Consider the following 14,525-nt stretch of genomic DNA (forward strand, 5'->3'; position numbering starts at 1 on the left):
ATCCCCTTACTTATTTATTCCGCTTTATCATCCGGTAATGTTGCACGTTGGTTACGCAAGAAGTTTCTGACAAACAACCAACTTCCCCGCCAAAAATGACCGTTAACAATCATTAAAATATTATTGACCATTTCTGTCGTAATCATTCCCCCGGTCATCTTACTAATTGCCCGAAACGGCATATTATAGTTAAACAATAAATTTAGGTTGGGCTGCCCCTTAGCTTCGCTTCGCCGTAAAGCCCGCCGTAATATACCAGCAACGCACCGCCCAATCCAGCTACGTGCGTAACGCATTTCAGCCAAAATGTTCGTTTGTTTAAGCGTCATTCCCTTCTTATCAGGCAAATCCAATTCAACGGGAAGTTTCTTTCCGTACACGACCTCAAAGTCTTTCGGGGTAATAGCCGCAACCTGCGCTTTGCGATACTTATCAAATGCTGGTGCTAGTCGTTTTTGTGGCAAAACGCCTTGCCGGGTAATGGTACCTGTCAGCTGAATTGCCGCAACATTTTCCCCCACCATCAACTGGTATGTCCCTGCTTCAACCTGCCATTTATCCTGTTCAACATCATAGTAACGGAACGTCTTATCATCAAAAGGAAGAGTAACTTGCCGGGTTTCACCAGGTTGTAATAGGACCTTCTTAAAGCCCCGTAATTCCTTCTGCGGTCTGATAAGGGATGAATCCTTCTTTCCAACGTACAATTGCGCGACGGTTGCCCCTGCATATTTTCCTGTATTAGTGATACTAAACGTAACCCCGTCATCATGAACTATTAAATCATCATAACTAAAGGTGGTATAGCTTAGCCCATATCCAAACGGAAACTGCACCTTCTTCATAGCCGTATCAAAATACCGGTAACCAACAAATGGTCCTTCTAAGTACAATACGTCCCGCTTAGTCTCCGGATAGTCAGTGTTAAAAGGAACGTCATCCGCGCTGAACGGATAGGTTTCTGCTAAATGACCACTCGGGTTAACATCCCCCGTCAACACATTCCACATTGCACTTGCCCCGGCTTCACCGCCTAAATAACCGTGAACAACTGCCGCAGCACGGTCAAACCACGGCATAGAAAGGGGACTTCCGGCAGCCAGTACTACTACTACGGGGGTTTTCGTCGCTAACAGCTGATCAAGTAATTCCAACTGATTAGCCGGCATTTTAATATTTTTACGATCGAGCCCTTCACTTTCCGCTATCTCAGTTAATCCAACACATACAACAGCAACATCAGCTTTTTGGGCTAAATTTACAGCCTCATCAATCAGCTGCTGATCATGCTTGCCGGTTCGCCGGTAACCCTGAGCATACCCAATAAAATCAAGCTGCTTTTTTAAAGGAAACGTATCGACCATATTCTCCAAATTTTTAACATTAACAACGGATGATCCCGCTCCTTGATAACGTGGGGTCTTAGCAAAATCACCAATCACTGCAACGTTCGTTCCCGCAATAAGTGGCAATATATGGTCGGTGTTTTTTAATAAAACAATGCTTTCTTCTGCTGCCTGCCGTGCAATCGTATGCTGATGATTCCAGTCGACCAATGTTTCCTTCGATGACTTTGCAGCCGTCGAATGAACAACAACGTCTAGTATCTGATCACAGCATTGGTCTAATTCATCCTCAGATAAAGTCCCCTCCTTAACCGCGTTAATAATTTCTCGAGTACCCATTTTACCTAACGATGGCATCACGACATTTCCCCCGTTTTTGATTCCAGCAACGTGGTCGTTATCGCCGCCCCAATCAGTAACGACAAATCCGTTAAACCGCCACTCATTTCGCAAAATGCTCTTTAAATTATGCGCGTTCTCATTGGCATAGGTCCCATTAATCATGTTATAAGATGACATAATCATCCGCGGATGTCCCTCTTTAACCGCAATTTCAAAGTTAGTAGTATACAGTTCGCGATAAGTCCGCTCATCAACGACAGAATTAGATGCCATCCGGCGATATTCTTGGTTATTCGCCGCAAAGTGCTTAGGACATGCAACCGTTCCGTTCGCTTGAATTCCCCGAATAATCCCTGCTGCTAATTTTCCAGCCAAATACGGGTCTTCACTAAAGTATTCAAAATTACGCCCACAACGGGGATTACGCTTAATATTAATCCCCGGGCCAAGGACGGCATTCACTCCCGAAGCAAATGCTTCAACACCAATTGCCTTTCCCACTATCTCCAGTACATCCGGATCCCAACTGTTCGCAAGTGTTGCTGCCGTTGGAAAACAGGTTGCCAGGCGGCTGGCATGTAGTCCTAGTTGGTCCCCCTTTCCTTCCTGTTTGCGTAACCCGTGAGGGCCGTCCGCAAGCCACATTGATGGCAGCTTTCCGTGAGCGTCACTCGTTTCCCACGTATTTTTTCCCGACACTAACGCCGCCTTCTCAGCAAGTGTCAGCTTTTCTAATAACTCTTGATTGTTCACCGTTAATCCCTCCAATCATCAGGGTTATTTTACTGCATTCATATAAAGCGCTTTCTTGAATGGCATAATTTGTACCACTATTAGCGTAATCTGTAGTAAAAATAATTTTGTAGAAGATCTCTTACATGTTTTTTACGTCCTTCTTCCCTATAATGTAATTAAGATGAGGTGAGTTGGATGCAAATCGCAATCGTTGAAGATAATAAAGGCGATCTTCAAATTCTATCCCAATACATTCAAAAATATAGTATTGCAAATAACATCGACATCACTGTGCACTGTTTTAAAGATGGAATGGTTTTTCTTAACGAATATACGACTAAGTATGATGTCGTCTTCTTAGACATCCAAATGCCTTTAATGGACGGCATGACAGCGGCCAAAAAAATTCGCCGCCTTGACCAACAAGTTGTAATCGTTTTCGTTACAAATTACGTTCAATACGCAGTCGCAGGATATGCGGTAAAAGCATCTGATTTTCTTGTAAAACCAGTTACGTATTTTAATTTCAGCGCACACTTCGACCAAATTGTTTCACAATTAACTGCCCGCCAAAAGACATACGTAATTAAGACCAAGCGCGGGACTTATAACGTTTTGCAAAACAATATCTACTATATTGAAAGCGAAGGACACGTACTGCATTTTCATATTAGGGATGGCGCCAAAGAACGATGCTATGACGTTTCAAACACAATGAAAAACGTGGAGTCTGAATTAACACCTTCAGGCTTTTTTCGGTGTAATAACTGCTACCTCGTCAACCTGGCGCACGTAACTGCAATCAAGCGAAATATTGTGACGATTGGAACCGAAAACTTACAAATTAGCCGTCCCCGAAAGAAAGCCTTTATGCAAGCAATCACCGATTTTTGGGGAAAGGAGATAAATTAGTCAATGTTGAATATCAGCCACATCCTACCAAATATTCCCCGACTTTACACCGCGCTTGCTGAATGGCTTGCGTGTGTCTTTGTCTTTTTCCAAATTCCCCAATCTGATCGGCGTCCATGGGCACAACTACTTCTGGCCACCGCACTCCCCGTTCAAATTACCCTTCAATTTTTAGCGGGACAGGCTTCGATTACGTTTTGGATTCCGGGGATTTTGATAAACATTGGCTGGATGTTTATTGTTTTACTGCTCACTGAAACAGTAAGCATCAAAATTAACGTTTATCAATGCGCTAAGGCCTTTATTTTAGCTGAATTCTGGGCATCTTTAGCATGGCAACTTTACTGCTATCTAATCAATCAAACTCATCCAGTGTTTATAACTACAGCTTTATTTATGCTTTCCTGTTATGCCATCCTTTTTGTAGTTTCTTTTTGGTTAGATAATTCGCATACATCAATAGCGCCCATCACGATCATTACGATTCACGATGCATTCATCGCAACGACCTTATCGATCACCGTGTTTACAATCAGTAACATAGGGTTCGCTTTATTTAATACCCCCTTCGCTATCGGCTCGTCCGCGACAATTTTTATGATGCGCACACTCATTGACCTATGCGGTTTAATTGTTTTAAAGGTCCAAGAGCATAGTAGGTACGAAAACTACCTAAAACGTGATATTACTGCCATTAATAATGCACTTCACCTTCAATACGAACAATATCAGGCTTACCGTGAAAGTAATCAATTAGTTAACCAACGTTTTCACGACCTTAAACATCAACTTGACATAATCGAAGCGGAAAGCGACAATAATCGCCGGTTATCCTATATAAAGCGTCTTCGTCAGGATATTAGCCAATTCAAAGCTGATGTAAAAACTGGCAACCCCGTTGCCGATATCATTCTTACCCGCAAAAATTCATACTGTATTCAACACCACATTACCCTTTCCTGTATTGCTGACGGCCAGCTATTAAATGGAATTGACACCATGGATCTTTGTAGTCTCTTGGGAAATACACTCGATAACGCAATTGAAGCTGTTATCAAGCTTCCTAAATACGATCAGCGCTTGATCGACGTAAAAATTGTCCAAAAGGCCAATTTTATCCTCTATTCAATTCAAAATTACATCACTAATGACATTCAACTAAAGGACGGATTACCCCCAACAACCAAACAAGATAAGGAGCAACATGGTTATGGGTTAAAAAGTGTTAAATCAATCGTTAATAAATACGACGGCTCACTTACAATGCACGCCCACGACCATTGGTTCAGCTTACGCATTATGATCCCGTTAACAGAAGATATTAATGAATCAAATAAAACTTGATTGTGCCTGCTATTGTATTGCCGGTTAATAAGAATCTGTGAAATGAAAATCAAACAAAGAAAGCAACCCGAAGCCGTCCTTAACCAGCCACAAATCACAATGGTAACGGTTTTAACGTCTTTAAAATTAACAATACTTTTTTAGCCGCCTCAATTGACGGTGAATTTACAACGTGCTTGAATGATCCGTTGTTTATTCAGCTACCAGCCACACTTCCACCATAAAACTAAGCGGCCGGGTTCCCCGACCGCTTAATCTCATCGTTTTTCCTTTTATCTTATCTAGCAAAAGACTTTATTCTTTCAAGCCCACCTGCTGAGCGAAACGCATGAAGGCCTGTTGGCCCACCGCATCGCGCTTAAAGACGCCGGCGCATTCAAGCACCTTGACAAAAACCGCGCCCACTTCGTCCTGAACGATTGCCATGGCGTTTTCCGCCGTTACGTCAGTGTGCCGCGCCTTAATATCATCGGCCCACTGCTGGTGGTAAGCAGCAACCTGCACGTTCTTGCCTTGAATATAATCGGCCACCACTGCCAGTTCATCCTTTAACCGGGGCGGCAAAATCGCCAACCCCATCACTTCAATCAACCCAATGTTTTCCTTCTTGATATGCTGATATTCCTTGTGCGGGTGAAAAATACCGTCCGGGTATTTCGGCGACGTTTGGTTATCCCGCAAAACCAAGTCGAGTTCGTACTGGCCGTTCCGCATCCGGGCAATCGGAGTAATCGTATGGTGCCGCTCCCCGTTAGTTTCGGCCCGCACACCAACGGCTTCATCGGTGTAGTTCCGCCAAGCATCCAAAATTTTAGCTGCCAAGGCACTCACCCGGTCAAGGTCATCCCCGTTTAACCGGATAACTGACATCGGCCACTTCACAATTCCGGCCGTCACGTCTTCATAGTCCGCAAAAACCAACCTGGTCTCAAGCGGGGCCTTCTCCATCGCAAACGTGTGCCGGCCACCCTGGTAGTGTTCGTGGGAAAGAATCGACCCCCCCACAATTGGCAGGTCAGCGTTACTTCCGGCAAAATAGCCGGGAAACTGCTGGACAATCGTCAACAGATTCTTAAAGGTCGTACCGTTAATTACCATTTCCTCGTGGACCGAATCAAGGTAGATGCAGTGCTCGTTGAAGTAGGCATACGGCGAGTACTGGAAACCCCACTCGTGGTCATCAATCTTAAAGCGGATAATCCGGTGGTTGGCCCGGGCAGCATGGTCAACCCGGCCCTGGTACCCCTCATTTTCCATGCACAGGTTACACTTCGGGTAGCCCGTTGCCTTTACTTTCTTTGCTAGGGCAATCTGCTTCGGATCTTTTTCAGGTTTTGAGAGGTTAATCGTAATCTCAATGTCGCCGTATTCACTCGGGTGGGTAAAAGCAATGTTCTTCGCAATCGCCCGCGTCTTAATGTAATCATTCCGCTTACTTAACGCGAAGAAGTCAGCGAGTGCTTCCTGGGGAGCGTGCTGGTAGGTATCCCAAAAATGCCGGTTAACAATACTTGGTGCCGGCGTAATGAAGTTCATTAATTCGGCACCCACGGCATCCCGTTCATTTTGGGTATCACCAACTTTACCGTTTGCAACAGCGACCGCCACCAACGCATCTTTCAAATCAATTAGCTCATCAGTATCCGGAGCTGGCTGCTGGTGCCCTTCTCCCACAATGTTTAACACCCGGTTTACCAAGTAAATATGATCCGTCGCGGTATAATCACTTGCCGCAATCACCGCCGTAACAAACCGATCAACTAGCGTTTCTGCACTCATGCTCTCACCCTTACTTTCGCTTATAATTCATGCGTTCCATCAGCTACTTCAGCCACGTAGAACTTCGGCGCGTACCCAATTTTCTCTTCGTAAATCCGGCCAACGTTTTCCTTGAAGGTTTCTACTTGATCCTTGTTGACAATGGCAATCCCACTGCCCCCAAAACCGGCCCCGGTCATCCGGGCGCCAAGAACCCCTGACTGCTGCCATGCAGCGTGCGCCAACGTATCTAGCTCAACCCCTGATACTTCATAGTCGTACTCCAGTGACATGTGGGAAGCGTTCTGCAACCGCCCTAATTCTTCAAGGTTACCGGCCTCCAGCGCCTTCTCTGCCCGGATACACCGCTCATTTTCAAGGACTGCGTGCCGGGCGCGCTTCAACAGATTCTCCTTATCAATTAAATACATGTACTCGTCAAACGTCTGCGCATCTAATTCACCAAGGGCTTTAATTTGAAGCTTCTGTTGTAACTCCTTCAAGGCCGCCTGGCACTCTTCCACCCGCTCATTATACTTTGATTCCACTAATTCCCGTGGCTTATTAGTATTCATGATTACAATCACGTTATCCTTTAAGTCAAGGGGAACGTATTTATAATCCAGCGTGTTGGTGTCTAACAAAATTGCTTGTCCCGCCTTACTCATCCCCACGGCAAACTGGTCAAGAATACCGCTAGAAAGACCTAAAAAGTCATTTTCGGTTTTAACTCCCATCTTAACGATGTCCAAGCGGTCAACGTCCAGGGCAAACAGGCGTTGCACCATCACCCCAAACAACATTTCAATTGATGCCGACGATGACAGCCCAGACCCGCCCTGGGGTAAGTTCCCCCAGATGTAGACGTCCATTCCACGATCTACCGTGTATCCGGCTTCCTTTAAATAATAAATCATTCCCTTAGCGTAATTGGCCCAGTTGTCCTTCTTGGCATACTTCAACTGGGCGAGTGAACATTCAATTACCCCGAGGTCCGGGAAATTACCAGAGAAGAACCGGAGTTTGTTGTCGTCTCGCTTCCGGGCAGCCCCCCACGTCCCCAGTGAGATTGCACACGGGAAAACGTGCCCCCCATTGTAGTCAGTATGTTCCCCGATCAGGTTAATCCGCCCCGGTGAAAAGAATGCCGCCTCTGGTTCATGGCCGTATTGCTTAGTAAATGCCGCCGTAATTTCTTGTTTATCCATTTAAACCAACCCCCATCGGTAATTCTCCGGCTAAGTAACCGGTTTCTTAAACACCTCTTATTGTAACCGTTTTTACTAAAGGTGGCAATACGTTTAGTTAATTTTTACCCGAATTAATTACTTAATAATTACTGACTTGGGGCGAAGATATGCTAGAATAGAAGTAAGTGACTTACGGAACGCCTGAAATCATCCCAAAACATGTTTACTGAATTTCAGCGTTTTTATAGAGGGGGGAATTACCGTGGCTACTATTAAGGACATTGCCGCGCTTGCGGGGGTTTCATCAGCAACGGTTTCACGGGTGCTTAACTACGACAAAACCATGTCAGTAAGCGATGCGACCCGGGAACGGATTTTCACTGCTGCCGAAAAGCTTGACTACCTCGAACAACGCAAGCACAAAAAGAAAACCAAATCAGGCACCGTTGCCGTTGTTCAGTGGTACACCAAAAAAGAGGAACTGAACGATCTGTACTACTACTCCATCCGAACGGGAATTGAGGAACGCGCCCGGGAACTGGGATACGTCATCCACCGGGTCTTTCATAATGATTCGTTAGATAAACTCCGAACAGTTGACGGAATTATCGCCATCGGAAAATACAGCTTGCAACAACAACGGGAGTTTCGCCAGTATAACCACAACTTAATTTTCGTTGACAGTAATACCGTCAACCGTGGATTTAGCTGCGTGACCTCCGATATGGTTACCGCCACAACGAAGGTGCTCGACCACTTCATCGAACACGGGCAACGTAAAATTGGGTTGCTAGTGGGGGAGGAACAGACCGCTGACCACACGCAAACCATCATCGACCCGCGCTTTACCACCTTTAAGGCGTACATGACGGAGTTAGCCCTCTATAACCCGAAATACGTATATGTTGGTGATTTTACGACCGATTCGGGATACCAAATGATGAACCAGGCCATTAAAGAACTCGGGGATGCCCTTCCCCAGGCATTCTTTGTAGCTAATGATTCCATCGGAATTGGCGCCTTACGTGCCCTTCACGAAGCAAACATTGCGGTTCCCCAGCGGGTGAGCCTGATTGCGTTTAACGACACGTCCATCGCCAAGTACATCTACCCGTCACTCAGCTCTGTTCGGGTAGCAACAGAACAGATGGGAATCGAGGGAGTTAACCTTCTTGATCAGCAGATTAACGGCACCGATTCTTTCCCGAAAATGATCACGCTAGGAACGGAGCTGAAACTCCGCGATAGCAGTATTAACTAGCCAATCACTTACTAAAACAACGACCGCGGCTTTTATGCGGTCGTTGTTTTTTCATGATCTTAAGACACAACAAAAGGGATGGTCTAAAACGACCACCCCACAAGAGGTTCTTGATAATGGTTTTAACTAGTTTTTCGTAATCGTTAATGCCACTTCATCTGGCTTAATCTCCGTTCCATCAGCAGGAACTACGTCAACCCGGTCAAAATCATTGGAATTTGTGACCGTAATGATTACGGTATCGTCCAACCCGGCCTTCTTAATCGCCGGATCCCAGAATTCAAGAAGCTTATCACCCTTCTTGATTGTCTGGCCCTGATCAACGTAGGAAATAAAGCCAGTTCCCTGCATCTCAACGGTGCCGATCCCAATGTGGATCAACATCTTAATCCCCGTTGAGGATTCAATCCCGATTGCATGCCGGGTTGGGTACAGCTGCTTAACCGTCCCGTCAAACGGAGCGTAAACGTCACCGTCCGTTGGCTCAACGGCGTAACCAAGCCCCATGGCTCCCTTCGAGAAGAGCTCATCCTTAACGGCACTCAGCGGCATTACCTTTCCCTGAATTGGGGCGGTAACGTTGTATTCACCAGCAACAACTGGCGCGTCTTTTGTGGTTTCAACGTTGCCGTTTTCACCCCATGTCCGTTCGAGTTCTTCAACGATTTCGGCGTGTTTAGCTTCCGTCAACTTAACCTTCTTCCAGAAGAAGAGGCATCCCAAGAGAATCAGGACTAACGGCAGTGCAATTACCATTACCTTAAAGATCATGATGTCATGCGGCGTCACTGTCTTGTAGGACGCACCCTTGGTCATGTGGGCTAAGATTGCGATTGGTCCCATGCACCATCCAGCAATGGCGCCCCCGAACTTATCAAGCAGTGGCCGCACTGCTAGTGTCAAGGATTCGTCCCGGTGCCCTAACTTCAACTGTCCGTACTCGATTGAGTCGGTAATTGTCATTAAAATAACCAGGAAAACGACAGCTTGCGGCGTTGCGAAAAGCTCCATCGCAATTACAACTAAAACCATGCTCTGGCCGGCAACTGTCAGTAACAGTGCCCCAACCGTCATGATTGCAATACATGCGTAGAACACGTTCTTCCGGTTAAACGCCTTGGCCAAAATCGGAAAGGCTGAAATTGAGAAGAACCCAATTACCATGTTAATCGAACCAATAATAGCGAACTTGGATGACTGGCCTAATACGTAAGTAAAGTAGTACAGCTCAGCGGAATTAAAGATGTTAATTCCGATACAGTACAATCCGTACGAAACGGCCGTCCACATTAACTGGTCATTTCCTAATAAGACCTTAAAGACATCCCGTAGCTTCGTTTCCTCTTCGTTTTTCCGCAGATCGGAATCCAACTCGTGAGTCCCGAAACATACAGCCAGCACAGTAATAATTACGATAATCCCCGTAATCATTCCGAACATTGACCACCCACGAAGGTCCCCAGCACCGTTATTCTTCGTCAGTGAGAAGAACAGCACCAGCGGCATGATTACCATCCCAGGAAGGTTTCCCCCAATGTTTGATCCAATCCGGGCAAACGTCGAAATCTTTTCCCGTTCACCGGAATTAAACGTCAAAGATGACATTTCTGACCAGAAACTCGTATCCTTAAACGAATAGAAAATATCCATCACGATGTACAGAAAAGCAAAAATCAGCAGGTAAATAAACGGGTGCGTCCGGTTTAATCCCCCCATGTTCGTAAACAGGACGGACATGGAAATCGCACTAACCAACCCACCACCGAAGATCCATGGCTTAAACTTCCCCCACCGGGTCTTTGTCCGGTCAATCAGGTTCCCGATAATCGGGTCGATGAATAACTCAATAATCCGGAGGGCTGCGATAATGTTAGTAATATAAAGAATCATTGCATTGTCGCCCTTACCAAACAGGTGCGACGTAATGAACATGATGAAGTACGTCGAAAGTACGGCGTAGAACCAGTCATTACCAAATGCCCCTGTGGCGTAGGACAACCGGGTAACCCACTTGTTACCCTTTTCCTGTTGAACGTTTGTGTCCATAGCAAAAGCTCCCTTCATTTCGACTACACTCTTATTGTAATCGTTTCCGGATAGTTTGCAAGCGCTTTTAGTAAATTAATTAGTAAATTTTTCAGCATATAGTAAACATGCTGTTCCGTTTAATTAGAACATAACCTTCCTCTCTGCCCTTTGTAGTAAATTAGGAAGCAAAAATAAGCGTGCCGGAAGCTCATCAATTTCCACCACGCTTAGATTCTTCATTGGGATGTACTCCCCTATAATTTCGCCGTCAACTTAACGTCCGGGTATTTATCCGCAAACCACCGCTCCGCAAACTCATTCTCAAAGAGGAAGAGCGGCGCACCCTGCCGGTCCTTTACCAGCAGGTTCCGGGAACTAGCCATCTTCTCATCTAGCTGCTCCGGATCAATCCACCGGGCAATCTTCCGCCCCAATGGTTTCATTATTACCTCTGAATTATACTCATTTTGCATCCGAAACTGAAAAACTTCAAACTGCAGTTGACCGACCGCCCCGAGAATATAATCTCCCGTATTATAGCTGCGGTACAACTGCACGGCCCCTTCCTGGACAAGCTGTTCGATTCCCTTGTGGAACGACTTTTGCTTCATCACGTTCTTAGCACTAACCTGAACAAAGAGCTCTGGGGTAAACTGCGGCAATTTTTCAAATTGGCGGGTCTGTTTCCCCGTATAAACCGTATCCCCAATCTGAAAGTTTCCGGTATCGTACAGCCCGATAATATCACCGGCAACCGCATTTTCGACCGTCTCACGGCTGTCTGCCATAAATTGGGTGGAGTTTGACAGTCGGATTTGCTTTCCCGTCCGCTGAAGGATGACGTCCATCCCACGATCAAATTCACCCGAACAAATCCGAACAAAGGCAATCCGGTCACGGTGGTGCGGGTTCATGTTAGCCTGAATCTTAAAGATAAAGCCCGAGAACGGGTCCGTCACGGGCACCGTTTCCCCGTCGATCTGCTTGTGGGGGGTAGGAGCCGGGGCATACTTCAGGTAAGCATCTAAAAACGTCTTTACCCCAAAGTTAGTTAAGGCCGAGCCAAAGAAGACCGGTGTTAGCTTCCCGCGGGCAATCTTATCCTCATCAAACTCATTGCCCGCTTCTTGCAACAGGTCAACCTCGTCAAGAACCTGCTGGTAGGTTACATCATCCTTAAGCGGACAATCTTCCGCAATCCGCCCAGCCGCATCAAGCGAGACGTACGGCTCATCTTCATTTTCCGGCCGGTACAACTCAATCCGGTGGTTGTAGATGTCGTACAACCCGGCTAAGCCCTTTCCCATTCCAATCGGCCAGTTCATCGGGTACGCCTCAATGCCTAAGACATCCTCTAATTCAGTAATCAGGTCCAGCGGCGGCCGTCCGTCACGGTCCAGCTTATTCATAAAGGTAAAAATCGGAATCCCCCGCATCTTGCAAACCTGGAAAAGTTTTTTGGTCTGAGGCTCAATCCCCTTTGCTGAATCGATCACCATGACGGCGGAATCCACCGCCATTAGCGTCCGGTACGTATCCTCGGAAAAATCTTCGTGCCCGGGGGTATCAAGAATGTTAATTCGCTTTCCCCCATAATCAAACTGTAAAACGGAACTTGTAACCGAAATTCCCCGCTTTTTTTCAATTTCCATCCAGTCTGACTTGGCAAACGCCCCCGACTTCCGGGCCTTCACCGTTCCCGCTTTCCGGACAACGCCCCCAAATAACAGGAGCTGTTCGGTAATCGTCGTTTTTCCGGCGTCCGGATGGGAAATAATCGCAAACGTCCGCCGCTTATCAATCGCTGTCGTTAATTCCTGCTTATCCATACTTCTAATTCTGCCAGTGACGGCACTCTTCCTCCTTTAACTCTCGGTGCCTAACGGAAATGGTGTATTAACCGGACCAACAAAGCGCTTCCCCCGCGGGTGCTCAACCAATATGCGCCGCAGCCGATCAATACAATGACGCATACGCCCAGCAACCACCGACCCCAATGGTGTTTTTTCTTCCTCGGTTTTTGCTGGGAAGCCTGCGTTTTTGCCGGAACAGCCAACGGGTCCTCCCCGTGTTCCACAAAAAATCGTTTCCGCAACCGTGCTTTATCCTTAATGCTATACCCCTTATCAAACTGCTCGTTCTTAAACCGGGTATACTCGGTATCAACATCAAAATCCAGTTGCTCCTGTTGCTTCTTCTTAATGTACGCTAACTGCTCGGGCCATGATAACGCCCGGTACCAGTTGCGGCTAAACTCGTACTTAGTAATCACTTCCGGGGTGTTACCCACCTCCCGGATCCGTCCAAAGTCTAACCACACGGTCCGCTCACAGAAGCTCTCAATCACCCGGTCCTGCGGGTCGGCAATCACAAACGCCACGCCCTGCTTTTTAAGTTTATTAATCTGCTCGCTAGCCTTAGCGTAAAAGTTCGCATCCAACAGCGTCAACAGTTCATCAATTAAGACGACGTCGGGAGTAATAAATAACGCCACCCCTAAAGCAACGCGGGCGAGCAGTCCGGTTTCTAAACGGCCAACCGGGCAATACTGCCACTGACCCAACTCCGTAAAGTTGAGGATTGCCTGCTTAATGTGTGGCCGTTGAAGTTCATCCACCTCCGCTGCGTCCATGCGGCGATCAATCCACTTAGTAACCGTTAAGCGCCGGCCGTTGGGCGCAATGGTCGTTAATGACGCAAGGTTCACCCGGGTTGCTCCGTTCACAAAACCCGTCGTTTGGGTAATCCGGCCGCTCATAATCTGCATAAGCGTCGACTTTCCCGCCCCGTTATCACCGACCAGCCCAAGGGCCTCACCGGCATTAACGCGCAAATCAATCCCGCACAACTCCCAGAAGACCGGGTGCTCTTCGTACTCTCCTTCAGCCGAAGCGGGCATGGCCTGGCGCTTTGTAATGTATTTAACTGCGAGCTTACTCATTTCCGCCACCTATCTTTCTACTACGATAGTACCGGTTCGGGGGAAACGCGTCAATTCCTGAAAAGTTAAATTATTCCAACGTTCCCCGAATTCTCTTCGGAAAACTATGCGCTTATGATATGATTGTGTGAGTTGTGTGTAAGTAAAGTATGGTGAAACTAATATGAAACAATTTATTCACAAACACTCCGACTTTTTCTCATACACGTTTTATGGTTTCCTTGCCAGCGCGATTAACGTCGTGGTTTTCCACCAGTTGGTGAAGGTAATGGGGCTGCACTTCTACTTGGTTGCAAACATCTGCGCGTACATTGTCGCCATGCTCTTTACGTTTATGACGAATAAGCTATTCGTCTTCCACTCGGCGTTTCGCCCGTGGGAGCATACATTCCACGAATTCACCTCGTTTTGCGGGGTACGGACCCTCTCATTTCTTCTTGATAGCCTCTTTATGATTGGAGGAATTCAGTTTTTCCACGGTCAAAAAGACCTCGTCAAGATTCTCGACCAAGTTTGCGTGGGGATTGTCAACTACTCCTTTAGTAAGTGGTTTATCTTCGAGACAACAGAAAAAATTGAGCGCGAACAACGGCACCACCGTTTACTGCACCGCTAATAGTAAAGAACAACCGGGGTAAAGATGTACCCCGGTTATTTTTTACGGTTTC

Annotated in this window: 10 protein-coding genes; 4 read left to right on the forward strand and 6 right to left on the reverse strand. The window is 46.6% G+C overall.

Translation table 11 applies throughout. The features are described from left to right. Positions 1-14 precede the first annotated feature (14 nt). Entirely contained in the window at positions 15-2,441 is a 2,427-nt protein-coding gene (locus ACI3EZ_RS06770; RefSeq protein ID WP_405024436.1) for a glycoside hydrolase family 3 C-terminal domain-containing protein, read from the reverse strand. Positions 2,442-2,618: 177 nt separating this feature from the next. Here ACI3EZ_RS06770 and ACI3EZ_RS06775 point away from each other — a divergent pair, with 177 nt between their 5' ends. Both ACI3EZ_RS06775 and ACI3EZ_RS06780 read left to right on the forward strand, forming a co-directional pair. Next, positions 2,619-3,335 carry a LytR/AlgR family response regulator transcription factor gene (locus ACI3EZ_RS06775; protein ID WP_405024435.1) on the forward strand — a complete coding sequence of 239 codons (717 nt, stop codon included), beginning with the start codon at positions 2,619-2,621 and terminating at the stop codon, positions 3,333-3,335. A 3-nt stretch (positions 3,336-3,338) separates the two neighbouring features. Further along, positions 3,339-4,679 (forward strand): ATP-binding protein, encoded by a 1,341-nt coding sequence (locus ACI3EZ_RS06780; protein WP_405025923.1) that lies wholly within the window; start codon positions 3,339-3,341, stop codon positions 4,677-4,679. A 294-nt stretch (positions 4,680-4,973) separates the two neighbouring features. On the opposite strand, the gene galT is transcribed toward ACI3EZ_RS06780, so the two are convergent. Together galT and ACI3EZ_RS06790 are read right to left on the reverse strand one after the other, a co-directional pair. Next, positions 4,974-6,458 carry a UDP-glucose--hexose-1-phosphate uridylyltransferase gene (gene galT, locus ACI3EZ_RS06785; protein WP_405025924.1) on the reverse strand — a complete coding sequence of 495 codons (1,485 nt, stop codon included), beginning with the start codon at positions 6,456-6,458 and terminating at the stop codon, positions 4,974-4,976. A 20-nt stretch (positions 6,459-6,478) separates the two neighbouring features. After that, positions 6,479-7,645, reverse strand: a complete 1,167-nt coding sequence (locus ACI3EZ_RS06790; protein ID WP_405024432.1) for a galactokinase — start codon at positions 7,643-7,645, stop codon at positions 6,479-6,481. A 244-nt stretch (positions 7,646-7,889) separates the two neighbouring features. Here ACI3EZ_RS06790 and ACI3EZ_RS06795 point away from each other — a divergent pair, with 244 nt between their 5' ends. Further along, positions 7,890-8,888: a LacI family DNA-binding transcriptional regulator gene (locus ACI3EZ_RS06795; protein WP_405025925.1), complete on the forward strand. Its 999-nt coding sequence runs from the start codon at positions 7,890-7,892 to the stop codon at positions 8,886-8,888. A 126-nt stretch (positions 8,889-9,014) separates the two neighbouring features. Here ACI3EZ_RS06795 and ACI3EZ_RS06800 read toward each other — a convergent pair whose 3' ends face one another. From ACI3EZ_RS06800 to ACI3EZ_RS06810, 3 genes are all read right to left on the reverse strand, one after another. Next, positions 9,015-10,934, reverse strand: coding sequence for a glycoside-pentoside-hexuronide (GPH):cation symporter (locus ACI3EZ_RS06800; protein WP_405025926.1), 1,920 nt, complete (start codon positions 10,932-10,934; stop codon positions 9,015-9,017). Between the two features lie 236 nt (positions 10,935-11,170). Further along, positions 11,171-12,745 carry a peptide chain release factor 3 gene (locus ACI3EZ_RS06805; protein WP_405025927.1) on the reverse strand — a complete coding sequence of 525 codons (1,575 nt, stop codon included), beginning with the start codon at positions 12,743-12,745 and terminating at the stop codon, positions 11,171-11,173. A gap of 50 nt (positions 12,746-12,795) precedes the next feature. After that, positions 12,796-13,857: an ATP-binding cassette domain-containing protein gene (locus tag ACI3EZ_RS06810; RefSeq protein ID WP_405025928.1), complete on the reverse strand. Its 1,062-nt coding sequence runs from the start codon at positions 13,855-13,857 to the stop codon at positions 12,796-12,798. A gap of 163 nt (positions 13,858-14,020) precedes the next feature. On the opposite strand from ACI3EZ_RS06810, the gene ACI3EZ_RS06815 reads away from it, so the two are divergent. After that, entirely contained in the window at positions 14,021-14,473 is a 453-nt protein-coding gene (locus tag ACI3EZ_RS06815; protein ID WP_405025929.1) for a GtrA family protein, read from the forward strand. The last annotated feature ends 52 nt before the right edge of the window (positions 14,474-14,525 follow it).

Source organism: Ligilactobacillus sp. LYQ60 (genome assembly GCF_045033015.1).
Lineage (GTDB): Bacteria > Bacillota > Bacilli > Lactobacillales > Lactobacillaceae > Ligilactobacillus.

Coding starts and splice junctions, on each gene's coding strand:
- ACI3EZ_RS06790 (WP_405024432.1), bottom strand. CDS start 7,645: ATGGATAAACAAGAAATTACGGCGGCATTTACTAAGCAATACGGCCAT.
- galT (WP_405025924.1), bottom strand. CDS start 6,458: ATGAGTGCAGAAACGCTAGTTGATCGGTTTGTTACGGCGGTGATTGCG.
- ACI3EZ_RS06775 (WP_405024435.1), top strand. CDS start 2,619: ATGCAAATCGCAATCGTTGAAGATAATAAAGGCGATCTTCAAATTCTA.
- ACI3EZ_RS06805 (WP_405025927.1), bottom strand. CDS start 12,745: ATGGATAAGCAGGAATTAACGACAGCGATTGATAAGCGGCGGACGTTT.
- ACI3EZ_RS06815 (WP_405025929.1), top strand. CDS start 14,021: ATGAAACAATTTATTCACAAACACTCCGACTTTTTCTCATACACGTTT.
- ACI3EZ_RS06810 (WP_405025928.1), bottom strand. CDS start 13,857: ATGAGTAAGCTCGCAGTTAAATACATTACAAAGCGCCAGGCCATGCCC.
- ACI3EZ_RS06800 (WP_405025926.1), bottom strand. CDS start 10,934: ATGGACACAAACGTTCAACAGGAAAAGGGTAACAAGTGGGTTACCCGG.
- ACI3EZ_RS06780 (WP_405025923.1), top strand. CDS start 3,339: ATGTTGAATATCAGCCACATCCTACCAAATATTCCCCGACTTTACACC.